The sequence below is a fragment of the Pseudomonas sp. NyZ201 genome (assembly GCF_049860765.1).
Taxonomy (GTDB): Bacteria; Pseudomonadota; Gammaproteobacteria; order Pseudomonadales; family Pseudomonadaceae; genus Aquipseudomonas; species Aquipseudomonas bharatica.
On sequence record NZ_CP187557.1, the window covers coordinates 2,048,405 to 2,070,821 of the forward strand.

At 63.8% G+C, this 22,417-nt stretch carries 23 protein-coding genes; 11 read left to right on the forward strand and 12 right to left on the reverse strand.

The window, feature by feature from the left end:
- Positions 1 to 19: 19 nt before the first annotated feature.
- Both ACPFMA_RS09200 and ACPFMA_RS09205 read right to left on the reverse strand, forming a co-directional pair.
- On the reverse strand, positions 20 to 1,498 hold the full coding sequence (locus tag ACPFMA_RS09200; protein ID WP_425930035.1) for a methyl-accepting chemotaxis protein: 1,479 nt from the start codon (positions 1,496 to 1,498) through the stop codon (positions 20 to 22).
- A 95-nt stretch (positions 1,499 to 1,593) separates the two neighbouring features.
- Positions 1,594 to 2,400: a TatD family hydrolase gene (locus ACPFMA_RS09205; RefSeq protein ID WP_425930036.1), complete on the reverse strand. Its 807-nt coding sequence runs from the start codon at positions 2,398 to 2,400 to the stop codon at positions 1,594 to 1,596.
- 164 nt (positions 2,401 to 2,564) lie between these two features.
- Between ACPFMA_RS09205 and ACPFMA_RS09210 the strand changes: the two genes are divergently transcribed.
- The 3 genes from ACPFMA_RS09210 to ACPFMA_RS09220 all read left to right on the forward strand — a co-directional run bounded on the left by ACPFMA_RS09210 (position 2,565) and on the right by ACPFMA_RS09220 (position 5,058).
- Positions 2,565 to 3,992, forward strand: a complete 1,428-nt coding sequence (locus ACPFMA_RS09210; RefSeq protein ID WP_425930037.1) for a transglycosylase SLT domain-containing protein — start codon at positions 2,565 to 2,567, stop codon at positions 3,990 to 3,992.
- A 106-nt stretch (positions 3,993 to 4,098) separates the two neighbouring features.
- A complete protein-coding gene (locus ACPFMA_RS09215) occupies positions 4,099 to 4,533 on the forward strand; it encodes a DoxX family protein (RefSeq protein WP_064303974.1) in 435 nt (144 codons plus the stop codon).
- A gap of 216 nt (positions 4,534 to 4,749) precedes the next feature.
- Complete coding sequence (locus tag ACPFMA_RS09220) at positions 4,750 to 5,058, forward strand: hypothetical protein (protein WP_064303975.1); 309 nt, start codon at positions 4,750 to 4,752, stop codon at positions 5,056 to 5,058.
- A 110-nt stretch (positions 5,059 to 5,168) separates the two neighbouring features.
- On the opposite strand, the gene greB is transcribed toward ACPFMA_RS09220, so the two are convergent.
- The 3 genes from greB to ACPFMA_RS09235 all read right to left on the reverse strand — a co-directional run bounded on the left by greB (position 5,169) and on the right by ACPFMA_RS09235 (position 8,917).
- On the reverse strand, positions 5,169 to 5,642 hold the full coding sequence (greB, locus tag ACPFMA_RS09225; protein WP_009394475.1) for a transcription elongation factor GreB: 474 nt from the start codon (positions 5,640 to 5,642) through the stop codon (positions 5,169 to 5,171).
- Positions 5,643 to 5,725: 83 nt separating this feature from the next.
- Entirely contained in the window at positions 5,726 to 8,233 is a 2,508-nt protein-coding gene (locus ACPFMA_RS09230) for an ABC transporter permease (RefSeq protein ID WP_425930038.1), read from the reverse strand.
- Positions 8,234 to 8,917, reverse strand: coding sequence for an ABC transporter ATP-binding protein (locus ACPFMA_RS09235; RefSeq protein WP_009394479.1), 684 nt, complete (start codon positions 8,915 to 8,917; stop codon positions 8,234 to 8,236). It abuts the gene before it with no gap.
- Positions 8,918 to 8,927: 10 nt separating this feature from the next.
- Here ACPFMA_RS09235 and ACPFMA_RS09240 point away from each other — a divergent pair, with 10 nt between their 5' ends.
- From ACPFMA_RS09240 to ACPFMA_RS09250, 3 genes are all read left to right on the forward strand, one after another.
- Positions 8,928 to 9,533 (forward strand): arylesterase, encoded by a 606-nt coding sequence (locus tag ACPFMA_RS09240; protein ID WP_425930587.1) that lies wholly within the window; start codon positions 8,928 to 8,930, stop codon positions 9,531 to 9,533.
- A gap of 56 nt (positions 9,534 to 9,589) precedes the next feature.
- The gene (locus ACPFMA_RS09245; protein WP_064303979.1) at positions 9,590 to 9,871 is read left to right on the forward strand and encodes a hypothetical protein; all 282 of its coding nucleotides are present in this window, start codon (positions 9,590 to 9,592) and stop codon (positions 9,869 to 9,871) included.
- 96 nt (positions 9,872 to 9,967) lie between these two features.
- Positions 9,968 to 10,945 (forward strand): L,D-transpeptidase family protein, encoded by a 978-nt coding sequence (locus ACPFMA_RS09250; protein ID WP_064303980.1) that lies wholly within the window; start codon positions 9,968 to 9,970, stop codon positions 10,943 to 10,945.
- 126 nt (positions 10,946 to 11,071) lie between these two features.
- Here ACPFMA_RS09250 and oprI read toward each other — a convergent pair whose 3' ends face one another.
- Positions 11,072 to 11,323: an outer membrane lipoprotei OprI gene (oprI, locus tag ACPFMA_RS09255; RefSeq protein ID WP_037058464.1), complete on the reverse strand. Its 252-nt coding sequence runs from the start codon at positions 11,321 to 11,323 to the stop codon at positions 11,072 to 11,074.
- Positions 11,324 to 11,830: 507 nt separating this feature from the next.
- Between oprI and ACPFMA_RS09260 the strand changes: the two genes are divergently transcribed.
- Entirely contained in the window at positions 11,831 to 12,112 is a 282-nt protein-coding gene (locus tag ACPFMA_RS09260; RefSeq protein WP_009394487.1) for a GNAT family N-acetyltransferase, read from the forward strand.
- Positions 12,113 to 12,173: 61 nt separating this feature from the next.
- On the opposite strand, the gene ACPFMA_RS09265 is transcribed toward ACPFMA_RS09260, so the two are convergent.
- On the reverse strand, positions 12,174 to 13,247 hold the full coding sequence (locus ACPFMA_RS09265; protein WP_009394489.1) for a 3-deoxy-7-phosphoheptulonate synthase: 1,074 nt from the start codon (positions 13,245 to 13,247) through the stop codon (positions 12,174 to 12,176).
- A gap of 339 nt (positions 13,248 to 13,586) precedes the next feature.
- Here ACPFMA_RS09265 and ACPFMA_RS09270 point away from each other — a divergent pair, with 339 nt between their 5' ends.
- The 3 genes from ACPFMA_RS09270 (at position 13,587) to cysB (ending at position 16,173) form a co-directional block, all read left to right on the forward strand.
- Positions 13,587 to 14,495, forward strand: coding sequence for a 5'-nucleotidase (locus ACPFMA_RS09270; RefSeq protein ID WP_009394491.1), 909 nt, complete (start codon positions 13,587 to 13,589; stop codon positions 14,493 to 14,495).
- An 83-nt stretch (positions 14,496 to 14,578) separates the two neighbouring features.
- The gene (locus tag ACPFMA_RS09275) at positions 14,579 to 15,076 is read left to right on the forward strand and encodes a universal stress protein (RefSeq protein ID WP_009394494.1); all 498 of its coding nucleotides are present in this window, start codon (positions 14,579 to 14,581) and stop codon (positions 15,074 to 15,076) included.
- Positions 15,077 to 15,198: 122 nt separating this feature from the next.
- Complete coding sequence (gene cysB / locus ACPFMA_RS09280; protein ID WP_009394496.1) at positions 15,199 to 16,173, forward strand: HTH-type transcriptional regulator CysB; 975 nt, start codon at positions 15,199 to 15,201, stop codon at positions 16,171 to 16,173.
- Positions 16,174 to 16,240: 67 nt separating this feature from the next.
- Here the strand turns inward: cysB and ACPFMA_RS09285 are convergent, their stop codons facing one another.
- Positions 16,241 to 16,975, reverse strand: a complete 735-nt coding sequence (locus tag ACPFMA_RS09285; RefSeq protein ID WP_425930039.1) for a phosphoadenylyl-sulfate reductase — start codon at positions 16,973 to 16,975, stop codon at positions 16,241 to 16,243.
- A 136-nt stretch (positions 16,976 to 17,111) separates the two neighbouring features.
- Between ACPFMA_RS09285 and thrH the strand changes: the two genes are divergently transcribed.
- On the forward strand, positions 17,112 to 17,729 hold the full coding sequence (thrH, locus tag ACPFMA_RS09290; protein ID WP_064303981.1) for a bifunctional phosphoserine phosphatase/homoserine phosphotransferase ThrH: 618 nt from the start codon (positions 17,112 to 17,114) through the stop codon (positions 17,727 to 17,729).
- A 105-nt stretch (positions 17,730 to 17,834) separates the two neighbouring features.
- Here thrH and pabB read toward each other — a convergent pair whose 3' ends face one another.
- The 4 genes from pabB to ACPFMA_RS09310 form a co-directional block, all read right to left on the reverse strand.
- Positions 17,835 to 19,181, reverse strand: coding sequence for an aminodeoxychorismate synthase component I (gene pabB, locus ACPFMA_RS09295; RefSeq protein ID WP_425930040.1), 1,347 nt, complete (start codon positions 19,179 to 19,181; stop codon positions 17,835 to 17,837).
- A gap of 100 nt (positions 19,182 to 19,281) precedes the next feature.
- A complete protein-coding gene (locus tag ACPFMA_RS09300) occupies positions 19,282 to 20,265 on the reverse strand; it encodes an alpha-L-glutamate ligase-like protein (RefSeq protein WP_009394503.1) in 984 nt (327 codons plus the stop codon).
- On the reverse strand, positions 20,265 to 21,797 hold the full coding sequence (locus ACPFMA_RS09305; protein ID WP_064303984.1) for an inactive transglutaminase family protein: 1,533 nt from the start codon (positions 21,795 to 21,797) through the stop codon (positions 20,265 to 20,267). The genes ACPFMA_RS09300 and ACPFMA_RS09305 overlap by 1 nt, the downstream gene beginning before the upstream one ends.
- A 5-nt stretch (positions 21,798 to 21,802) precedes the next feature.
- Positions 21,803 to 22,339 (reverse strand): ATP-dependent zinc protease family protein, encoded by a 537-nt coding sequence (locus ACPFMA_RS09310; protein ID WP_009394507.1) that lies wholly within the window; start codon positions 22,337 to 22,339, stop codon positions 21,803 to 21,805.
- Positions 22,340 to 22,417: the final 78 nt, after the last annotated feature.

Sequence of the window (22,417 nt, forward strand, 5' to 3'; positions counted from 1 at the left end):
TCCCACAAGGGCCGCGATCTTACAGTTTCAGTTGCCCGATCACCTTGTTCAGCTCCCCGGCCAGGGTCGCCAGCTCACTGCTGGTGGTCGCCGACGACACCGTCTGCTGCACCGTATCCTCGGTCACATCGCGAATGCTCACCACCGCGCGGTTCATCTCTTCCGCCACCTGGCTTTGCTGCTCCGCCGCCACGGCAATCTGCGTATTGCTTTCGCGCATCTGCGCCACCGCGGCGGTGATTTCCGCCAGGGCCTCGCCGGCTTCCTGGGCCTGCTTGACGCAGTCGTCGGCCTTGAACGAACTCTCGGTCATGAACTCCACCGCGTCGCGGGTGCCGGCCTGCAGGGCCGATACCATCTCGGTGATCTCGTCGGTGGACGACTGCACGCGCTTGGCCAGGTTGCGTACTTCATCGGCGACCACGGCGAAACCACGCCCCAGGTCGCCGGCCCGCGCCGCTTCGATGGCAGCGTTAAGGGCGAGCAGGTTGGTTTGCTCGGCGATGCTGTGGATCACGTTGACCACGCCATTGATCTTCTGGCTGTCTTCGGCCAGTTGACGAATCATCTCGGCGGTCTGCTGCACGCCGCTGGACAGCCCGGCAATGGAAGTCTGGACCCGGCTGACCACGTCCTTGCCGCTGCCGGCGAGGGTGTCGGCGGTCTGCGACAGGTCGCGGGTGGCGCCGGCATGCTGGGCGATGTGGTAGACGGTGGCGGACATCTCGTTGATCGCCGTGGCGGCCTGGTCGGTCTCGCTCTGCTGGCCGAGCATGCCGTGGCGCACGTCGCTCATGCTCGCTGCCAGGCGCGCGGCGCCGGAGTCCAATTGCGCGGCGGTCACCGCGACCGTATTGACCACGCGGTGGTAGGTCGTCTGCATGGCGTTGAAGGCACTGGCCATCTGGCCGACTTCGTCACCGCAGGACAGCGGCACCCGCGCCGACAGGTCGCCGGTTTTCTCGACGTGCAGGATCACATCCTTGAGGGTGTTGAGCTGGGCCAGCAGGAAGCGGATCAGCAGCTGCGAGGCGCAGAGCATCGCCAGCATCAGGATCAACACGCAGACCGCGTAGTTGCCGAAGCGGTCGCTGTAGACTTGCATGAAGCTCGGTGCCGGTGCCATTACGGCGACCCGCTGGCCGTCGCGGCTGATCACCTGGGCCCCAGCCAGCGGCGCTTCGCCGAACACGGCGTAGGGTTCGAGGCTGACCCAGCCGCTGGCGTTGGCCAGGGCCGCGACAGGCTGCCCCTGGTAGCTGGGCGTCTGGCCGGGGGCAAAGGCCAGGATATGCGGCGCCTGGGGCAGGGCCTGCCCGGCGGGCCAGGCGGCGAGCAACCTGGCTTCGGCTACCGCACGGTCGCGGGCTTCATCGACCCGGGCCTGCTGTTCGAGGAATACCGCGTACAACACCAGGAACAGGGTGGTGACGAAGGCGACCGCGTTGACAGCCCAGAACTTGTATTTCAGGGAGATGTTGCTAAGCCAGGCACCCATGGTAGGTCTTCTCTGAGTTAAGCGTTTGAGCGGAAAGTTTTTTGGCAAGGTGCCAGCATTCTGGGCGACTAATCAGCAATAGATCTTGATATGTGTCAAGCCAGCTCCGGGAGGTTGAAGAAGCGTCGGGCACACAGGGTTGTATGGGCGGCCAGGCGGGTTTCGCTCTCGCCGCGGTGCCGCGCCACTTCGCGCAGTACCTCCGGCAGGTATGCCGGCTCGTTGCGACCGTTCTTCGGTTTTGGTCGCAGGCTGCGCGGCAGCAGGTAGGGCGCGTCGCTTTCCAGCATCAGCCGGCCTTCGGGGATGTTGCCGACCAGGGCGTGCAGGTGGGTGCCGCGGCGCTCGTCGCAGATCCAGCCGGTGATGCCGATGTGCAGGTCAAGGTCCAGATAGGCGAACAGCGCCTCGCGCTCGCCGGTGAAACAATGCACCACGGCGGCGACCAGGTGGTCCCGGTAGTCCTTGAGGATCTGCAACAGGCGCTCGCTGGCGTCGCGCTCGTGGAGGAACACCGGCATCTGCAACTCCACGGCCAGGGCCAGCTGATCTTCCAGGGCCTTTTCCTGTTGCGGGCGAGGCGAGAAATCGCGATTGAAGTCCAGCCCGCATTCACCCACCGCCTGTACCCGTGGCTGCTCCAGCAACTGGCGCAACCGGCGCGGGCTTTCGGCGTTCCACTGGCTGGCGTCGTGCGGGTGCACGCCGGCGGTGGAGAACAGGCGCTGGCCGCTGGCGTCGAGGCGCTGGCACAGCTCCAGCGCCTCGCTGCTGCCGGCCAGGCTGGTACCGGTCAGCAGCATCTGCCGCACCCCGGCCGCCTCGGCGCGCTCCAGTACATCCTGGTGAATCCCGGCAAAACTGGCGTTGGTGAGATTGACGCCGATGTCGATGAGTTGCATGGTGCTACCTCGAATTTCGCGGCTGATACGCGCTGAAAGGCTCGAAAATAACAACAAACACAAGAACTTCAACAGGTTGTCGTGGTCATTTGCGGTCAATTGTAATGAGCCCGCTGCATAGTGTGCCGCCACGCATGCCATCACGGCCTGTTCCTGGAGTCCGGATGTCCCGAGCTTTGCTGATGATCCTGCTGTTCGCCGGGCTGCTCGTTGCAGGGCCGGCAAGCGCGCGGGTGGCCGGTCCGCCCCAGGTAGTTGGCACTGGCAACAAGGATCGCGACCTGGCGCAGATCCGCGCCAGCCGCGAACTGCGGGTGCTGGTCAACCAGAGCCGCAACAGCTCCGGCGAGGTCAAGGGCCAGCCGTACGGCATCGAGTACTACCGCCTGCGTGCTTTCGAGCACTACCTCAACGCCCGCGCCCGTGATGGCCAGGAAATTCGCCTGAAGCTGATCCCCAAGGCCAAGGAGCAACTGGTCCCTGCCTTGCAGCGTGGCGAGGGCGACCTGGTAGCGCCGGGCGAACTGCTCGATCCGGTTTCCACGCGGGGCGTGAGTGCCAGCGACCCGGTGCTGGCCCAGGTGCCACTGGTGCTGGTAGGGCGCAGGGGCGAGCGCAGCTACAGCCGGATCGAGCAGCTATCCGGACATACCCTGGCCTTGCCGGCCGGCAGTGCCGCCGGCGATACCCTGCATGAGATCAACCAGCGCCTGGCCTTGCGCAAGCACGCGCCGATCAGGATCGAGTGGATCGACCCGAGCCTGGCGACGGAGGACGTACTGGAGATGGTGCAGGGTGGCATCCTGCCGCTGACGGTGGTCGAGCAGCCTATCGCCGAGCGCTGGCGCAAGGTCATGCCCAAGCTGCAGATCAACAGCAGGATCAGCCTGGCCGCGCCGGAGTCGACCCACTGGTTCATGCGCCGCGAGGCGGTGATGCTGCATGCCAGCGTCGACCGTTTTCTCCAGGACTACCGCGCGCCGGCCGACCAGGATGTGAACTTCGAGCGCATCTACCGGCGCCTGTACAAGGTGCATTACCCGCTGGCCAAGGCCAATCGCCAGCGCCTCGACAAATTGCGCCCGGTGCTGCAAAAGCACGCCGAGGCGCAGAACCTCGACTGGCTCAACCTTGCCGCCGTGGCCTTCAAGGAGTCCTCGCTCAATCCCGGCGCTCGTGGTGCCGGCGGTGCCCACGGCCTGATGCAGATCACCCCGAGCGCAGCGCAGCGCGTGGGGGTCAGCGATATCAGCAGCGTGGAGGGCAATGTCCAGGCCAGTGCGCGCTACATGTCGCTGATCCGCCGCAAGTTCTTCTCCAGCAACCAGCTTAACGAGCGCGAGCGCATGGCCTTCGTCCTGGCCGCCTATAACCTCGGGCCGGAGCGGGTCCAGGCGATGCGCGCCGAGGCCCGGCGGCGCGGCCTGAACCAGAACCAATGGTTCTTCCAGGTCGAGCGGGTTGCACTGGAGCAGGTGGGAATGGGGCCGGTCAGCTATGTTAATAGCGTCAACAAGTACTTCCTGGCCTTCGACCGGGAGCGGGAGGCGCTGGAGTCCTCCCGGAACGACAAGGTGAAAGGTCGCAAATAATCTATTTGTTCGATCTTTATGATGGATTAATTGCGATTTTCATATTAAATAATATGATTATTATGGCGCCATCCAAACACAACGCACCTTGCTAAGGAACACCGCAATGAACGCCATCCTCTCCGTAATGACCACCCGCGCTGGCTGGGGCATGACCATCCTGCGCATCATCGTCGGCATCATCTTCATGGCCCACGGCTCGCAGAAACTCTTCGGCCTGTTCGGCGGGGGCGGCCTGGCGGGTACTGCGCAGTTCATGGAAAGCCTGGGCCTGACGCCGGCGATGCCGATGGCGGTGCTCTCCGGTGGCGCGGAATTCTTCGGCGGCCTGGCGCTGGTCATCGGTTTGCTGGCACGGCCGGCGGCGGTGGCACTGATCGGTCTGCTGGTGGTGGCGATCCTGTCGGTGCACATCAACAACGGGCTGTTCATGTCCAACAACGGCTACGAATTCGCCCTGGCCCTGCTGGGCGGCGCGATTGCGGTGCTGTTCGAGGGGGCTGGCCGGGCCTCGCTGGACGCGGCGATTGCAAAAAGCTGAAGTCAACGAAAAGGGCCTGCCATGCAGGCCCTTTGTCATTGCTTGAGTTGACAGTCCGCTGGCGGCTTCTCTAGGATGCCCACCTGCGCCGATTTAAACAGCTACTTGCGGGGCGCGGGAGAGCCCCCAAGGTGATCCGAATACCGCTAAAACGCTGGTTCGGTGATGCCTCCCACCGCAGCCCAGCGGGATCTGCGAGGCGGAGAATATGACTCCATGAGTTGCCCACGTTCCAGTGTCTGCCTGACCCCTCTTTCTTCCAGCCAGTCAGCGCGTACCCCACGGGTGCTGCTGAGTGGCCCGCACCAACCGACCCTGGTTCGCTTCCTCGATGGCTGGCCGCGCCGCAAGGGCCGCGCTACGGCCTTGCTGATTCAGTTCGTCGACCTGGAAACGTCGCTGACGGAATTCGCCGATGACCGCTTCGACCTGGCCGTGGTCCAGGCGCCGAGCAAGGAGCGGGCGGCAGAGGTGATCGGGCAGTTGACCCGGATTGCGCGGCAGGGGTTGATTACCCGGGGCTGAAATTTGTGGTGGTTTCGCCGGCCTCATCGCCGGCAACGCCGGCTCCCACAGGTTGTGTGGACACCGCCGACCTGTGGGAGCCGGCGTTGCCGGCGATGAGGCCCGAAAGATCACCGCGGATAACTGATGCTGTTCACATACCACACCGCCTCACCCCCCGGCGTCTGCACCACCACCTCGTCATCCTTCTCTTTCTTCAGCAGCGCCCGGGCCATGGGCGAGTCCACCGAGATGTAGTCGTTGCGCCCGTAGATCTCGTCATAGCCGACGATGCGGAACTTCATCACCTCGCCATCCTCGTTCTCGATCTCCACCCAGGCGCCGAAGAATACCCGGCCTTCCTGTTCGGGGCCGTAGTCCACCACCTTCACGTCTTCCAGGCGCTTGCGCAGGTAACGCACGCGGCGGTCGATCTCGCGCAGGAGCTTCTTGTTGTACTGGTAGTCGGCGTTTTCGCTGCGGTCGCCCAGGGAGGCGGCCCAGGCGACTTTCTGGGTGATTTCCGGGCGGTATACGCGCCACAGGTGATCCAGCTCGGCCTTGAGCGCTTCGTGACCTTCGCGGGTGATGATGTTGGTAGCCAATGCCGTCTCCTGGGCGGGCGTTACGTCAGGGGCGAAGAGTACCCGGCGAGCCGGCGGCGGTACAGATCGCCGGCTCGCCGTGTTCAGCCTTCGCGCAGCACCGTCAGCGGGCTGGCGTTGAGGGCGCGGCGGGTACCGACCACGCCGGCCCCGCCCACCAGCAGCGCACCCACCAGCGGCAACAGCAGCAGCGACGGATGCGGGTTCCATTGCAGGTCGAAGGCGTAGCGGTAAAGCACCCAGGTAATCATCTCGCAACCGATGGCGGCGAGCAGGCCGCTGGCGGCGCCGAGCAGGCCGAACTCGATGCGCCGCGCCTTGACCAGCAACGCCCGCCCGGCCCCCAGGGCGCGGAGCAGGGCGCCCTGGCGGATACGTTCGTCGAGGGTCGCCTGCAAGCCGGCGAACAGTACCGCTAGCCCTGCCGCCAGGACGAACAGCAGCACGTACTGCACCGCCAGGGTGACCTGGGCGAGGATGCTGCGCAGCTGTTCGAGGAGGGCGTCCACCGGAAGGATGGTCGCTGCCGGGAAGGCCCGCGACAGTGCGACGATCTGCTGGTCGTTGCCCGGCGCCAGGTAGAAGCTGGTCAGCCAGGTGGCCGGCAAGCCCTGCAGGGTGCCGGGCTGGAAGATCATGTAGAAGTTGGGCCGGAAGGTATCCCAGTTCACCTCGCGCAGGCTGCTGACCACGGCCTCGCGTGTTTCCCCGCCGATGACGAAGGTCAGGCGGTCGCCCAGCTTGAGCTTGAGGCTTTCCGCCAGTTTGGCTTCCACCGAGACCCCGGGAACGACGTCCGCTTGCGGCTGGCCTTGCCACCACTGGCCGGCGCTGAGGGTGTTGTCGTCCGGCAGTTCGGCGGCCCAGGTCAGGCTGAGGTCGCGTTGCACGGCGCGGTCGCCGGCGGAGTCCTTGCTGACGATCTGCTGCACCGCTTCGCCGTTGATCTGGGTCAGGCGCCCCGGCACTACCGGATACAGCGGCGCGGCATGGCTGGAGAAGCCGGCCAGTTCCTTGCTGAAGGCAGCCTTGTCGTCTTCGAGGATGTTCAGCGCGAAATAGTTGGGCGCATCGGCCGGCAGCTGGTTGTGCCAGGTATCCAGCAACTCGACGCGCAACAGGGTGATCAGGCCCATCGCCAGGAGGATCAGGCCAAAGGCCAGGGACTGCCCGGCGGCGGCCAGCGGATGGCGCAACAGTTGGCCAAGGCCCAGGCGCCATGCCAGTGGTGCCCCGGCCAGCATACGCCGCAGGCTGCGCAGGCCGAGCAGCAGCAGGCCGCCCAGCAGCAGCGCGGCGATCAGGCCGCCGCCGAGCAGGGCGAAGGTCAGCAGCAGGTCGAGGCTCAGGCGCCACATGATCAGGCCGAGGGCCAGGATTGCCGCGCCGTACACCAGCCAACTGCTGGGCGGCACCGGCAGCAGGTCGCGGCGCAGCACCCGCAGGGGCGGTACCCGACCCAGCGCAGCCAGCGGTGGCAGGGCGAAACCGGCCAGGGCTACCAGGCCGGTGGCGATGCCGGCCAGCGCCGGGACCACGCCACCCTCGGGAATGTCCGCCGGCAGCAGGCCGTCGAGCAGGGCGAACAGGCCCAATTGCGCCAGCCAGCCCAGCAGGGCGCCGGCCAGTGCGGCAAGGCTGCCGAGAATCGCCAGTTGCAGGCAGAACAGGGTCAGCGCCTGGCGCCGTGACAGGCCCAGGCAGCGCAGCAGGGCGCTGGCGTCGAAGCGGCGCACGGCAAAGCGGCTTGCCGACAATGCCACTGCTACGCCGGCCAGCAGCACCGCTACCAGGCTGGCCATGTTGAGGTAGCGCTCGGCCTTGCCCAGGGCGCCGCCGATCTGCTGGTTGCCGTCGCGGGCATCACGGATGCGCTGGTTGGGCGCGAGGTTGCCGTCGAGGAACTGGCGATAGTCGGCCAGCACCAGGGCGTCGCCGCGCCACAGCTCGCGGTAGGTCACCCGGCTGCCGGGCTGGACCACGCCGGTGGCGTCGAGGTCGGCGAGGTTGATCATCACCCGCGGGGTGAGGCTGTAGAAATTGCCGGCGCGGTCCGGCTCGTAGGTCAGCACCCGGCTCAGGCGTAGGGTCTTCATGCCGACGTCGATGCTGTCGCCGATCTTCAGGTCGAGCGCGGCCAGCAGGCGCGGTTCGACCCAGGCTTCGCCCGGCGCCGGGCCGCCACCCGCGGTTTCCGTGCCAAAGGGCTCTGGCGCGCTGCGCAGTTCGCCGCGCAGCGGATAGGCCTCGTTGGCCGCTTTGACACTGGAGAGCTGGATGCCGTTATCGGTGGCGATCACGCTGGAGAATTCGACCACGGTCGCGTGGGCCAGGCCAAGGCGGGTACCGCGCTCGATCTGCCCGGCACTGGCCGGGGAACTGCCCTGCAGGACCAGGTCGGCGCCGAGGAACTCGGTGGCGCGCAGGAGCATGGCGCCGTTCAGGCGCGCACCGAAGTAGCCGATGGCGGTGCTTGCCGCCACGGCGATCAGCAGGCCGAAGAACAGCACCCGCAGCTCGCCGGCACGGGTATCGCGAAGCAACTGGCGCACGGCCAGGGCGAACAGGCGAAACAGGGACAGGTGTGCCATCTAGGGCTCCATCGGGCTGACCATATGGCCCGCCTCCAGGCGGATCTGCCGATGGCAACGGCGGGCCAGGCGTTCGTCATGGGTGACCAGGACCAGGGTAGTGCCGCGTTCCTTGTTCAACTCGAACAGCAGGTCGCTGATGCGCTCGCCGGTATGGCTGTCCAGGTTGCCGGTGGGTTCGTCGGCGAACAGCACATCCGGTTCGGCGGCGAAGGCGCGGGCGATGGCCACCCGCTGTTGCTCGCCACCGGACAACTGGCGTGGCGAATGGCTCAGGCGCTTGCCCAGGCCGACCCGCTCCAGCAGGGTCCGTGCGTGTTCGCGGGCGTCGCGGCGGCCGTCCAGTTCCAGTGGCAGCATGACGTTTTCCAGGGCGTTGAGGCTGTCGAGCAACTGGAACGACTGGAAAACGAAGCCCACATGTTCGGCGCGCACCCGGGCGCGCTGGTCTTCGTCCAGTGGCCCGAGGTCGTGGCCGGCCAGGGTTACCGAGCCGGCACTGGGCTGGTCGAGACCGGCGAGCAGGCCGAGCAGGGTGGATTTGCCGGAACCGGAGGCGCCGACGATGGCCAAACTATCGCCTTGCGTCAGTTCCAGGGACAGTTCCTGGAGGATGGTGAGGTTGCCTTCCGCGCTGGGAACCACTTTGCTAAGGTTCCGCGCAATGAGAATGCTGGGGCCCATGGAGAATCCGATGCGAGTGTGGTTATTGAGTGCTGGTCTGGCCTTGCTGTGCATGGCGCAGAGCGCAGCGGCGGGTACGGTATTGATCGTTGGCGATAGTATCAGCGCCGCTTTTGGCCTGGATACCCGTCAGGGGTGGGTCGCGCTGCTGGAAAAGCGGCTCAAGGACGAGGGTTTTGACGACAAGGTGGTCAATGCCTCTATCAGCGGTGATACCAGTGCGGGCGGCCAGGCGCGGCTGCCCGCGCTGCTTTCGGCGCACAAGCCGAGCCTGGTGGTGCTGGAACTGGGCGGTAATGATGGGCTGCGTGGGCAGCTTCCTGCGCAATTGCAACAAAATCTTGCCTCGATGATCGACAAGTCCCGGGCGGCCGGGGCCAAGGTGCTCCTGCTCGGCATGCAACTGCCACCGAACTATGGCGCGCGCTATACCAAAGCCTTCGCTCAGGTCTATTCCGATCTCGCCGTACAGAAAAACGTTCCATTGGTGCCGTTTTTCCTCGAAGGAGTGGGCGGACATCCCGAGCTGATGCAGGCCGACGGCATCCATCCGGCGCAAGGGGGGCAGGGGCGTCTGCTGGAAAATGCCTGGCCAGCGATCAAACCGCTGCTGTGACGCTTTTATAGTGACCGGCTTTCGGCTAATGTTGCGCCCCCGATTTGGAGCCCCCGATGCCGCGTCCCGCCTGGTCCCTGTATGCCTATCAATTGATCGAGCCCGACGAACAGCTTGACCTGTTCGCCTGCCAGGAGATCCGCGTGCACCTGGTGGCCCGTCAACTGGAGCTGGGCGGTTCGGCGGACCGTACCTTGTGCGGCACCTTGCTGCCGGCGCAGCCGCGCTGGTCCGGTGTGCCCAGCACGGTCTACCGTGACCGCCGCCTCTGCCCGCTGTGCAAGGCGATCCTGGAAGCCCAGCGTAAAGGCACGCGGCCGGTCTGGCCGGAGCTCTGAAGGACGCTACCCACCCGGCGCCCCCATATGCCGAAAAATCCTGCAGCGGTGTACAATCGCGTCCTTGACTCCCGAATTGTTCGAAGGATTTCCCGGATGTTGCCGCGCTTTCCCGCCGTCACCCGTTGCCTGTCCCTGGCTGCCTTGCTGGCGGCCGGTCCCGTTTCCGCGCTGGAGTTTCCCCTGCCACCGCCAGGCGAAGACATCATCGGTCAGGTCCAGGTGATCAAGGCCAAGTACGAAGACACCTTTGCCGATATCGGTACCGCCGGTGACCTCGGCTACCTGGAAATGGTCGCGGCCAACCCGGGTGTCGACCCGTGGCTGCCGGGTGCCGGTACCGAGATCATCCTGCCGACCCGTTTCATCCTGCCGCCGGGTCCGCGCGAAGGCATCGTCATCAACCTCGCCGAGTACCGAATGTACTACTATCCGAAAGGCGAGAACGTGGTGCATACCTACCCGCTGGGTATCGGCCGTGAAGGCTGGGGGTCGCCGATCGCCCAGACCAAGGTCACCGCCAAGACGCCGAATCCGACCTGGACCCCGCCGGCCTCGATCAAGGCCGAGCACGCCGCCGACGGTGATCCGCTGCCGAACGTGGTTCCGGCTGGGCCGGACAACCCGCTGGGGCCGTTCAAGTTCACCCTGGGGGTACCGGGTTACCTGATCCACGGTTCGAACAAGAAGTTCGGTATCGGCATGCGCACCAGCCACGGCTGCTTCCGCATGTTCAACAACAACGTGCTGGAACTGGCCAAGATGGCGCCCGTTGGCACGCCGGTGCGGATCATCAACGAGCCGTACAAGTTCGGCATGAGTGGTGGCAAGGTCTATCTCGAAGCGCACACTCCGCTGGACGACAAGGGTGATCCGTCGGTGGTGGACAAGCACACGGCAGTGATCAACGCGTTGCTCAAGCGTGAAGACCTGGCGAAGAACGTGCAGATGAACTGGGACATGGTGCGTGACGTCGTGGCTGCCGAAGATGGCATGCCGGTCGAGATCGCGGTACCGACCGCGCCGGATGGCACCATGCCAATCATTTCGAGCAATCCATACCAGCAGCAGTAGTTGTGAAGAGGATGTAAACGAGGGGCCGCATCGCGGTCCCTTTTTGTTTGTCCCGGCCCTTTCTGCGGGCAATAAAAAAGCCGGCCCACAAGTGGGCCGGCTTCAAATAACAATCCCGAGGGATTATTACTTGCGGCTGGCTTTTTCCAGCATACGCAGAGCGCGCTCGTTAGCTTCGTCAGCGGTTTGCTGAGCTTTCTGAGCGGCAGCCAGAGCGTCGTCGGCTTTGCGATACGCTTCGTCAGCACGAGCTTGTGCACGAGCTGCTGCGTCTTCGGTAGCAGTCAGACGAGCTTCGGTTTCTTTGGATACGCTGCTGCAACCGGTAGCCAGAACTGCGGCCAGAGCCAGAGCAGAGAATTTCAGAACGTTGTTCATCGTGTTCCCCTTCAAGGACTTTCTATTAAATAGCCATCTCTCAACGAAGAGAAACTGGCCGGCGTACATAGTACCCATTACTTGTAGTAAGTAAACTGACAGAGCGCAAGAATTGGAAAAAAATTGTCTTGCCAAAGGGCTTGAAGCCGAGGCTGCGCGAAAATCGTGCAGTTTCCTTGTTGGCCAGTGTAAGACGTTCTTGTAAAAGTAGTTTTTTTGAACTAACAGTGACTTTTAGTGTCATCTTGCGTCATAACAAACGGATCATCCGGTTTGCAGTTCAGGACGCTGTCGCCGCGCTTTGCGCGGGCTGTGCCGCGTGGAAAATTTTCCGACCTGTACCTTGAGCATCCGGGCAGCGGGCGCCTACTATTTGTAGGGTGCCCGGGCCTGCACAACGAGCAGGCCCTTGTGCTGTCCAAGGGGCATGGGGTGGCGTAGAGGTTCCTTCGCCGGACAAACATCGGTTAAGGTCGGGTTCTATTGCAAGACCCGCGAGGAGTAGTGATGAGCGAGGCGTTGACCATCCACCATGACCAGGCCGGTCATCAATTCGAGACCAATGTGGACGGTCATCGTGCCTACCTGACCTACATGGACCTGGGCAAGCAGACCCTGGACATCTACCGCACGTTCGTGCCCAACGCCCTGCGCGGCCGTGGCATTGCGGCAGCACTCACCGAGCGGGCGCTGGCCTATGCCGAAGAGCGCGGTTATACCGTGATCCCTTCCTGCTCCTATGTCGAGCGCTACATGGAGCGGCACCAGAAATATTCGTCGAAGGCCTGACGGCCTCCCTATTCCGCATACGAAAACGCCGGGCATTGCCCGGCGTTTTCGTTCATGCCCTTCAGGCGCGGCGTTTCGGCAGCACGTCCTTGAGCTTGGTGCGCATGTTGCGCAGGGTAGTGGCGGTGGCGTCCCAGTCGATGCAGGCATCGGTGATCGACACGCCATACTGCAACTGCTCCAGATCCTTCGGAATCGCCTGGCAGCCCCAGTTCAGGTGACTTTCCACCATCAGGCCGATGATCGACTGGTTGCCCTCGAGGATCTGGTTGGCGACGTTTTCCATGACCAGCGGCTGCAGGGCCGGATCCTTGTTGGAGTTGGCGTGGCTGCAATCGACCATGATGTTCGGCTTGATCCCGGCCTTGTTCAGCGCCTGTTCGCACAGGGCGACGCTGACCGAGTCGTAGTTGGGCTTGCCGTTGCCGCCGCGCAGGACGACATGGCCATAGGGGTTGCCCTTGGTGGTGACGATGGACACGCCGCCTTCCTGGTTGATGCCGAGGAAGCGATGCGGGCTGGAAACCGATTGCAGGGCGTTGATCGCCACGGTCAGGCCGCCGTCGGTACCGTTCTTGAACCCGACCGCGGAGGACAGGCCCGAGGCCATTTCGCGGTGGGTCTGGGATTCGGTGGTGCGCGCGCCGATGGCCGACCAGCTGATCAGGTCCTGCAGGTATTGCGGAGAGATCGGGTCGAGGGCTTCGGTGGCTGTCGGCAGGCCCATCTCGGCGAGGTCGAGCAGCAGCTTGCGACCGATGTGCAGGCCGTCCTGGATCTTGAACGAGTCATCCAGGTACGGATCGTTGATCAGGCCTTTCCAGCCGACGGTGGTGCGTGGCTTCTCGAAGTAGACGCGCATTACCAGGTAAAGGGTGTCGGACACTTCCGCGGCGAGGGCCTTGAGGCGCTCGGCGTATTCATGCGCCGCCTTGACATCATGGATGGAGCAGGGGCCGACCACGACGAACAGGCGGTGGTCCTTGCCGTCGAGGATATTGCGTACCACTTCACGGCCGGCAGTGACGGTCTGAAGCGCGCTGGCGCTGAGTGGGATCTCCTTCTTGAGCTGATCGGGAGTGATCAGGGTCTCGTTGGAGGCAACGTTAAGGTCGTCGATCGGTAAATCAGCCATCGTGTTACTCGTCAGGTCACGGATGCCGGCCGCCAGCCCCGTGCGGCGGAGCAGCATGATTGAGCTCAGCGGGGAGCGGAACCTTAGCGCGTAATCCCTTGCCTCGACAATGGGCAAGTGCCTGATAACGGCGCGGTTCGGGGCTTTGAAACGGGGTTTTTGCGACTAAAGTGGCTGGGGTGGCCTCAATACCGGTAGAAATCCCTAATATCGAGAAGCACTCGGACCCTGTGGGAGCGGGTTCACCCGCGATTGCTATGGTGGATTCACTGCCGTAATCGCGGGTGAACCCGCTCCCACAGGGACCGCGTTGCCCTTACAACCTGAGGCGGAGATGTAATGAACAAAGGCCTGAACGACAAACTGGTAGTGGCAATTTCATCACGGGCCTTGTTCGACCTGAGCGAGAGCCATCGGCTGTTCCTTGCCGAGGGGGTGGAGGCCTATCGCCAATACCAGATCGAGCACGAGGACGAGCCCCTGCAACCCGGCGACGCCTTCCTGCTGGTGCAGAAGCTGCTTGGCCTCAATACCCTCCTCGGACAGCCCCGGGTCGAGGTGGTGCTGGTCTCGCGTAATAGCGCCGATACCGGCCTGCGTGCGTTCAATTCCATCGAGCATTACGGCCTGGGCATTTCCCGCGCGGCATTCGTCGGTGGACGCAGCCCTTATCCTTATCTGGCTGCGTTCGGCTGCCACCTGTTCCTCTCCACCGATGCCGAGGATGTGCGCAGCGCCTTGAATGCCGGTTTCGCCGCCGCCACCATCCTTTCCGGCGGCGTTCACCGTGAGGCCACCGAAGAGCTGCGCATCGCCTTCGATGGTGATGCCGTGCTGTTTTCCGACGAGTCCGAGCGGGTCTACCAGATGGGCGGCCTCGAAGCCTTCCAGGCCAACGAGCGCCAGGCTGCGCGCCAGGCCCTGCGGGGTGGGCCGTTCAAGCCTTTCCTGGCGGCGCTCAATCTGTTGCAGAGCGAGTTTCCCAGCACTGCCTGCCCGATCCGCACCGCGCTGGTCACCGCGCGTTCCGCACCGGCCCACGAGCGGGTGATCCGCACCCTGCGCGAGTGGGACATCCGCCTGGATGAATCGCTGTTCCTCGGCGGCCTGGACAAATCGGCGTTCCTCGAAGCCTTCGCCGCCGACGTGTTCTTCGACGACCAGGCCGGCCACTGCGAACGGGCGGGCAGGGTGGTCGCCACGGGGCATGTGCCCCATGGCATCAGTAACCAATCGGACCCGGCCTGAACCCCGCCGGACGGGGCCTGCGCATCGGTTCGGCGCTGCTAAGCTGAACCTTGCCCTGCCGTTCCGGCAGTCGAGGAGGTCAAATGATCCGTTCGATGTTGTACGCCACGGACCTCGGTGTTTATGCGCCTTATGTCATGCAGCACGCGTTGGCCCTGGCGCGCAATTTCAAGGCGGAGCTCTACGTGATCCATGCCGTGGAGCCCATGGGGCAGTTCGCCGAATCGCTGCTGCAGAGTTACCTGGACGAGCAGACCCTGGACCAGTTGCACAGCCAGGGCGTCAACACCGTGATGGCCAATATCGAACAGCGCGTACTCGAGAGTTTTCGCGATGAATTGGGGGATCAGCAGGACCTCGCGCTGATTCGTGCCGTACGGGTGCGCCAGGGGGATCCGGCGCAGGTGATCCTCCAGCAGGCCGAACGCCTGAATGTCGACCTGCTGATCGTTGGCAGCCATAGCCAGGGGGCCGGTGCAGAGATCCCGATCGGTCGTACGGCGGTGCGCATTCTGCAACTGTCACCGGTGCCGGTGTACATGGTGCCGCTCGCACAGCACCTCGGTCGTCGCAAGGCTTGAGGGATTTTTCCGAGTCGGCAGTAAGAAAGCTGGTGAAATTGTTCTAGATTTATTCTCCTGACCGCTAATATAGTTATAACTCGTCGCTGTTGCCGGTGACGCCCAGCCTCTGAGGGATACCTATGAAGCTTCAACAATTGCGCTACATCTGGGAAGTGGCGCACCACGACCTCAACGTTTCCGCGACAGCGCAGAGCCTGTATACGTCCCAGCCGGGGATCAGCAAGCAGATTCGCCTGTTGGAAGACGAGCTGGGCGTGGAAGTGTTTGCCCGCAGCGGCAAGCACCTGACCCGCGTCACCCCGGCCGGTGAGCGGATCATCAACACCGCCGGGGAAATCCTGCGCAAGGTCGAAAGCATCAAGCAGATTGCCCAGGAATTCTCCAACGAGAAGAAGGGCACGCTGTCCATCGCCACCACCCATACCCAGGCACGTTATGCGCTGCCGCCGGTGATCAGCTCGTTCATCAAGCAGTACCCGGAAGTGGCCTTGCACATGCACCAGGGCTCGCCGATGCAGATCGCCGAGATGGCCGCCGATGGCACCGTCGACTTCGCCATCGCCACCGAGGCCCTGGAACTGTTCGGCGATCTGGTGATGATGCCGTGCTACCGCTGGAATCGCTGCGTGGTCGTACCCCAGGGCCACCCGCTGACCAAGCTGCCGAAGCTGACCCTTGAAGTGCTGGCCGAGTACCCGATCGTCACCTACGTGTTCGGTTTCACCGGGCGTTCCAAGCTGGACGAAGCCTTCAGCCACCGCGGCCTGACCCCGAAAGTGGTGTTTACCGCCGCTGACGCCGACGTGATCAAGACCTACGTGCGCCTTGGCCTGGGCGTCGGCATCGTCGCCAAGATGGCGGTGGATCCGAAGCTGGACAGCGACCTGGTGGTGCTCGATGCCAGCGAGCTGTTCGAGTCCAGCATCACCAAGATCGGTTTCCGTCGTGGCACCTTCCTGCGTGGCTTCATGTGCGACTTCATCGAGAAGTTCGCCCCGCACCTGACCCGCGAAGTGATGGCCAAGGCGATCCAGTGCCATAACAAGCAGGAACTGGAAGAGCTGTTCGAAGGTGTCGAGTTGCCTGTGCACTGAGTTTCGGGCAACCATGAAAAAACCGGCCTTGGCCGGTTTTTTCGTTTCTGTCGATCACATTTGGCGATCAGCTTTTGGCGATCAGGTTGCCGGCATGCAGCCCGCATTCCTTCTGGGTCGCTTCTTCCCACCACCAGCGGCCTTCGCGCTCGTGCTGGTTCGGCAGTACCGGGCGGGTGCATGGCTCGCAGCCGATGCTGATGAAGCCGCGTTCGTGCAGGCTGTTGTAGGGCAACTCGAGCATGCGGATGTAGCCCCAGACTTCCTCGCTGCTCATCTGTGCCAGCGGGTTGAATTTGTACAGGGTGCGCTCCGGGGTGGAAAACGCGCTGTCGATTTCCAGCGCTGCCACCTGGCTGCGCGTGCCCGGGCTCTGGTCGCGGCGCTGGCCGGTGGCCCACGCGCTGACGGTGCCCAGCTTGCGCCGCAGCGGTTCGATCTTGCGGATCCCGCAGCATTCGCCGTGGCCGTCCTTGTAGAAGCTGAACAGGCCCTTCTGCTTGACGAAGGGGTCGAGCTTGTCGCGATCCGGCGACAGGATCTCGATCGGCAGCTTGTAGTGTTCGCGCACCTGGTCGATGAAGCGGTAGGTTTCCGGATGCAGGCGGCCGGTGTCGAGGCTGAATACCTTGACCTGCTTGTTCAGCTTCCAGGCCATGTCCACCAGCACCACGTCTTCGGCGCCGCTGAAGGAAATCCACAGGTCGTCGCCGAAATGCTCGAAGGCGAGCTTGAGGATGTCCTGCGGGGATTTGTTGGCGTAGGTCGCGGCCAGGGCGGCGACGTCGAAGGGTTGGCTCATCAGGCGGCTTCCGGTCATTGAATGGCGCTTGGCGCTCGTAGTGGGGCAGATGTTACCAAAAAATGCCGGGTAGACGGGCTGGATTGCGGGTCGTAGAGTGCGCCTTCCATTTTTGGCGTTGTTCGAGGAGTGAGCTGTGGAAATTGCCTGTCTCGACCTGGAAGGTGTGCTGGTTCCGGAAATCTGGATCGCCTTCGCGGAAAAAACCGGAATCGAATCGCTGCGGGCCACCACCCGCGACATTCCGGACTACGACGTACTGATGAAACAGCGCCTGCGCATCCTCGACGAACACGGCCTGAAGCTGGCCGATATCCAGGAAGTCATCGCCACGCTCAAGCCGCTGGATGGCGCCATCGACTTCGTCGACTGGCTGCGCGAGCGCTTCCAGGTGGTGATCCTGTCCGACACCTTCTACGAGTTCTCCCAGCCATTGATGCGCCAACTGGGCTTCCCCACCTTGCTCTGCCATCGCCTGATCACCGATGAGAACGACCGGGTGGTGGGTTATCAGTTGCGTCAGAAGGATCCCAAGCGCCAGTCGGTGCTGGCGTTCAAGAGCTTGTACTACCGGGTGATCGCCGCAGGCGATTCGTACAACGACACCACCATGCTTGGTGAAGCGGATGCCGGGATCCTGTTCCATGCGCCGGAGAATGTGATCCGCGAGTTCCCGCAGTTCCCGGCGGTGCATGAGTTCGAGGCGTTGAAGAAGGAATTCATCAAGGCTTCGAACCGTACCCTGAGCCTGTAAGTAATGCAGGGCCTGTGAGGGCCCTATCGCTGGCAACGCCAGCTCCCACAGGGACGGTGTACACCACTGAACCTGTGGGAGCCGGCGTTGCCGGCGATGAGGTCCTCATAACCCCTGCAAGGTTTCCAGAAGCACCCGCACCTTGGTAATCGACTCCTGGTACTCGGCCTGCCACTCCGAGTCCGCCACCACGGCGCCGCCGCCCCAGCAGCACACCTGGCCATCCTTGACCAGCAGGCTGCGGATGGCGATGGAGCTGTCCATTTCCCCGCGTACGTCCAGGTACAGCAGCGACCCGCAGTACAGCGCCCGCCGGCTCGGCTCCAGCTCGTCGATAATCTCCATCGCCCGTATCTTCGGCGCTCCGGTGATCGACCCGCCAGGGAAACTCCCGGCAATCAGGTCCAGGGCGTCCTTGCCTGGTGCCAGGCGCCCGGTCACGCTGCTGACCATATGGTGGACGTTGGGATAACTCTCCAGGCTGAACAGTTCCGGTACCCGCACCGAGCCGATCTCGCAGGTGCGCCCCAGGTCGTTGCGCAATAGGTCGACGATCATCAGGTTCTCGGCCCGATCCTTGGTGCTGGCCAGCAGTTCTTCGCCGTTGGCGCGGTCCTGCACGGGATCGGTGCTGCGCGGCCGGGTGCCCTTGATCGGGCGGGTTTCCACCTGGCCCTGGCTGACCCGGATAAAGCGCTCCGGCGACAGGCTGAGCAGGGCGCTGCCGTCGTCCAGCACCTGGAAACCGGAGAATGGTGTCGGGCAGGCCGCCCGCAGCGCCTGGTAAGCGCTCCACGGATCACCCTGGCACGGCGCGCGGAAGCGCTGGGTCAGGTTGATCTGGTAGCAGTCGCCGGCCTGGATGTACTGCTGCACCCGTTCGAATGCCTGGCGATAGTCCTCGGGTTCGAGGTCGCCGCGCATCGGGGCGTCGAGGCAGAAACCGGCGCCAGGGTCCGCTTCGGCCGGCTGGCTGAACAGATCGATCAGGCGCTGGCGTTCGTCGCCAGGCAGGGCGGGGTGGAAGAGCAACTGGCTGGTCATCAGTTGGTGATCGCTGATCACTGCCCAGGCATAGAGGCCGAGGGTTGCGTCGGGCAGGCCAAGGTCATCCCGGGCCAGCTCAGGCAATTGTTCAAGACGCCGACCGAAGTCATAGCTCAGGTAGCCGATCAGGCCGCCGGCAAAGGGCAGTTCCACGCCATCGGGCAGTTGCGCTTCGCCCAATCCGGCAAGGCTGTCACGCAGCCGCTGCAGATACGCCGTGCCGCTTTCGCCATCCTCCGCCACCAGGCTGCGCAGCGGCCAGGCACTGAGCAGATCGAAGCGGCCGCGCTCGGCACCGGGGCGGGCGCTGTCCAGCAGCACCGCGCCGGGCGCATGGCGCACGCGCGCGAACAAAACCGCCGGATCGGCTTGATAGGGCAGGGGAAACAGGGTGCAGGTCGGCATGCGTCTGAACGGTTGGCGAGGCGGGGCAGGCATTGTAGACCCCCGAACGCGTAGCTCATAGGGGTTTGAGCGACCGCCCCGTGTCCGGGGCGGACGTCATTCACTGCTGGGACGGAACGTGCCCGAACAGCTGCTGGGCGAAGCGCACGCGCTCCTCGGCGGTTTCCTGCCTGCCGTCCTTCGCCAGTTCCTCGAGGTGCGCCTCGATGGCGTGGGTGCGCTGGGTCAGGCCGCAGTCGTTGGCGATCTGGATGTTCAGGCCGGGGCGGGCGTTGAGTTCGAGGATCAACGGGCCCTTGTCCTGGTCCAGGACCATGTCCACGCCGATGTAGCCCAGGCCGCACAGCTCGTAGCAGCCGGCGGCGAGCTTCATGAAACCGTCCCAGTTCGGCAGTTGCACGCCGTCCACCGCGTTGGTGGTGTCCGGGTGCTTGCTGATGATGTTGTTCAGCCAGGTGCCGCGCAGGGTCACGCCGGTCGCCAGGTCCACGCCGACGCCGATGGCGCCCTGGTGCAGGTTGGCCTTGCCACCGGACTGGCGGGTCGGCAAGCGCAGCATGGCCATCACCGGGTAGCCCATCAGCACGATGATGCGGATGTCCGGCACGCCTTCGTAGCTGATGCTCTTGAAAATCTGGTCAGGGGTCACCCGGTACTCGATCAGCGCGCGGTCACGGTGCCCGCCAAGGGAGTAGAGGCCGGTGAGGATGCTGGAGATCTGGTGCTCGATTTCCTCGTGGCTGATGATCTTGCCCGACACCGTGCGAAAGCGGTCCTCGAAGCGGTCGGCGATGACCATGATGCCGTCGCCGCCTGCGCCCTGGGCCGGCTTGATGACGAAGTCGCTGCGCCCGCCGATGATCTCGTCGAGTTTCTCGATCTCTTTTTCGGTCGAGATGATCCCGTACATCTCCGGCACATGGATGCCGGCCTGGATCGCCCGTTCCTTGGTGATGATCTTGTCATCGACGATAGGGTACAGATGGCGCTTGTTGTACTTCAGGACATAGTCCGCGTTGCGCCGGTTGATCCCCATGATGCCCCGGGCTTCCAGGGCCTTCCAGGTTTTCCAGAGTCCGAACATCAAGCGTCAGCCTTTACGAATGCCTTGAAGCGAACCAGCTCCGTCAGGCGATAGCCGCGGTAGCGACCCATTGCCAGCATGAAGCCCACCAGGATCAGCAGCACCGCGGGGAAGGTGAAGACGAAGTACACCAGCTCCGGCACGCTCATCAGCAGGTGCGCCAGGGACGCGGCGAACAGGGTGCCGATGGCGACCTTCATCGCATGGCCACCGCCGCGCTCCTCCCAGGTGATCGACAGGCGTTCGATGGTCATGGTCAGGATCACCATCGGGAACAGCGCTACCGACAGCCCGCGCTCCAGGCCCAGCTTGTGGCTGAACAGGCTGATGGCGGCGATCAGCACCACGACGAAGGTCAATACGACCGACAGCCGCGGCAACATCTGCAGCTTCAGGTGTTCCAGGTACGAGCGCAGCGACAGGCCGAGCGCGGTGATCACCGTGAACAGGATGATGCCGAAGCCCAGTTGGGTTTCGCGGAAGGCCAGGGCGATCAGCACCGGGGTAAAGGTGCCGAGGGTCTGCAGGCCGATCAGGTTGCGCAGGATCAGGATCACCAGCACGCCGATCGGGATCATCACCATGATCATGAAGGTCTGCTGGGTCTGCAGCGGCAGGCCATAGAGGGAGTACTCGAGGAAGTCGGCGTCGGTGTTCTCGTCGGTCAGCTTGGCCAGGCGGATGGCGTTCATCTCGCTGTTGTTCAGGCTGAAGCTGACGTTGACCTTCTTGCCGCCATCGACGGTGACCAGGTTGTCGTCACCGGTCCACCACAGCAGGCGGTCGCTGGGCAGGCCCTGCTCGCCGGTCTCCGGGTTGAAGTACAGCCAGTCGTTGCCGTTGAAACTGCGCAGCCAGAGTTCCGGGGTCTGCGGCTGGTCGGCCACCAGGCGGATGGTCTGCACGCGCTCGAGCGGCACATGGGCGATGGACAGCAGCAGGTCGATGACCTTGGCCTTCTTCTGCACCGAGGTATCGCCGGCCAGCAGCAGCTTGACGTTGTCGTCGTTGAGATTGTTGACACGCTTGATGGTTTCGCTGACGAAGGTCTCGACGTCGGCGGAATGCTGGCGGATCGGCGCCATCAGGGCTTCGGCGGCGATCTTCTCCGGCCCTTCGACCGGCAGGCTGTCGCGGAAGGTCGGGCCCTTGATCTTGGGCTTCTCGCTGCTGTAGCGCTTGGTCAGCACCAGGCGGTAATAGAGGGTCTGGTTGCCGCTGGCGCGACGGGCCGACCAGGTCACCTTGCGGTTGCCGTCGACACGGTTGACGCTGACCCCGTAGTTGTTGGAGATGAAGCTCTCGTTGAGGCTGACGTAGTCGCGGCTCAGGGGCGGCACGTACATCTGTACCTTGACCGGATCTTTCGGGTTGGCGACGAACTCGACCTTGGCGTCGATGTTCCACAGGTCGTCGGTCTCGTCCTCGGTCACCGGGATGCCGAGGAAGAAGATCTGATAGGCCGTGATCAGCACGCCCAGCAGCACCAGGACGGTGATCAGGACTTTCAGATGAAGGGTAAGAGAGCGCATCGGAATTACTCTGCGATGTGAGCGTCGGTGGCGCAGGCAGGTTTGCCGGCCGCGTATTTAAGGCTTGGGTCAACCAGCGCGTCGAAGTGCTTGAGGGCTTCGGAGCCGATCAGCAGCGGGTACTGGAAAGCACTGCGGTCGGTCAGGTTGACTTCGATTTCGCGCAGGGCACTGCCCATGCAAATGTTGAGGGCGATCACCGGGCGGGCGGTGTAGGCCTTGCCTTCCTCGGGATCATAGTCGCCGGCGCGGCGCTTGATCTTGCTGACCCGCGCCAGCGGACGTTCGATCGGGTGGCTGTGGGCCGCATCGATGGCCAGGTAGAAGCGCACCCAGGATTCACCGTTGCGCTTGAAGCGCTTGATGTCGCGGGCACTGAGGGAGGCGGTCTTGGCGCCGGTGTCGAGCTTGGCGGCGACTTCCAGGTCAAGGTCGCCAAGCCGGGCATATTCGTTGAGGCCGTACACGGTCTTGCCGGTCGCCTGGGCCGTGAGCGGCAAGCAACAAAGGCCGAGCAACAGTGGAAGTGGCGAAAGTCTCATAGATCCTGGCGCAATGCTGTGGGGTATTCGGGTCAAGGCCACTGGCAAATTCTGCGCTAGCTCCTCGTTCGTCTGGCA

Excerpts from the sequence above, each read along its gene's own strand:
- ACPFMA_RS09240 (WP_425930587.1), top strand. The coding sequence starts at position 8,928 with ATGCGAGTGTGGTTATTGAGTGCTGGTCTGGCCTTGCTGTGCATGGCG.
- ACPFMA_RS09265 (WP_009394489.1), bottom strand. The coding sequence starts at position 13,247 with ATGGCTGATTTACCGATCGACGACCTTAACGTTGCCTCCAACGAGACC.
- ACPFMA_RS09235 (WP_009394479.1), bottom strand. The coding sequence starts at position 8,917 with ATGGGCCCCAGCATTCTCATTGCGCGGAACCTTAGCAAAGTGGTTCCC.
- ACPFMA_RS09250 (WP_064303980.1), top strand. The coding sequence starts at position 9,968 with ATGTTGCCGCGCTTTCCCGCCGTCACCCGTTGCCTGTCCCTGGCTGCC.
- ACPFMA_RS09245 (WP_064303979.1), top strand. The coding sequence starts at position 9,590 with ATGCCGCGTCCCGCCTGGTCCCTGTATGCCTATCAATTGATCGAGCCC.
- ACPFMA_RS09300 (WP_009394503.1), bottom strand. The coding sequence starts at position 20,265 with ATGTTCGGACTCTGGAAAACCTGGAAGGCCCTGGAAGCCCGGGGCATC.
- ACPFMA_RS09305 (WP_064303984.1), bottom strand. The coding sequence starts at position 21,797 with ATGCGCTCTCTTACCCTTCATCTGAAAGTCCTGATCACCGTCCTGGTG.
- ACPFMA_RS09215 (WP_064303974.1), top strand. The coding sequence starts at position 4,099 with ATGAACGCCATCCTCTCCGTAATGACCACCCGCGCTGGCTGGGGCATG.
- ACPFMA_RS09220 (WP_064303975.1), top strand. The coding sequence starts at position 4,750 with ATGAGTTGCCCACGTTCCAGTGTCTGCCTGACCCCTCTTTCTTCCAGC.
- ACPFMA_RS09310 (WP_009394507.1), bottom strand. The coding sequence starts at position 22,339 with ATGAGACTTTCGCCACTTCCACTGTTGCTCGGCCTTTGTTGCTTGCCG.
- cysB (WP_009394496.1), top strand. The coding sequence starts at position 15,199 with ATGAAGCTTCAACAATTGCGCTACATCTGGGAAGTGGCGCACCACGAC.
- ACPFMA_RS09275 (WP_009394494.1), top strand. The coding sequence starts at position 14,579 with ATGATCCGTTCGATGTTGTACGCCACGGACCTCGGTGTTTATGCGCCT.
- ACPFMA_RS09210 (WP_425930037.1), top strand. The coding sequence starts at position 2,565 with ATGTCCCGAGCTTTGCTGATGATCCTGCTGTTCGCCGGGCTGCTCGTT.
- pabB (WP_425930040.1), bottom strand. The coding sequence starts at position 19,181 with ATGCCGACCTGCACCCTGTTTCCCCTGCCCTATCAAGCCGATCCGGCG.
- ACPFMA_RS09285 (WP_425930039.1), bottom strand. The coding sequence starts at position 16,975 with ATGAGCCAACCCTTCGACGTCGCCGCCCTGGCCGCGACCTACGCCAAC.
- ACPFMA_RS09205 (WP_425930036.1), bottom strand. The coding sequence starts at position 2,400 with ATGCAACTCATCGACATCGGCGTCAATCTCACCAACGCCAGTTTTGCC.
- ACPFMA_RS09260 (WP_009394487.1), top strand. The coding sequence starts at position 11,831 with ATGAGCGAGGCGTTGACCATCCACCATGACCAGGCCGGTCATCAATTC.
- ACPFMA_RS09230 (WP_425930038.1), bottom strand. The coding sequence starts at position 8,233 with ATGGCACACCTGTCCCTGTTTCGCCTGTTCGCCCTGGCCGTGCGCCAG.
- oprI (WP_037058464.1), bottom strand. The coding sequence starts at position 11,323 with ATGAACAACGTTCTGAAATTCTCTGCTCTGGCTCTGGCCGCAGTTCTG.
- ACPFMA_RS09200 (WP_425930035.1), bottom strand. The coding sequence starts at position 1,498 with ATGGGTGCCTGGCTTAGCAACATCTCCCTGAAATACAAGTTCTGGGCT.
- ACPFMA_RS09270 (WP_009394491.1), top strand. The coding sequence starts at position 13,587 with ATGAACAAAGGCCTGAACGACAAACTGGTAGTGGCAATTTCATCACGG.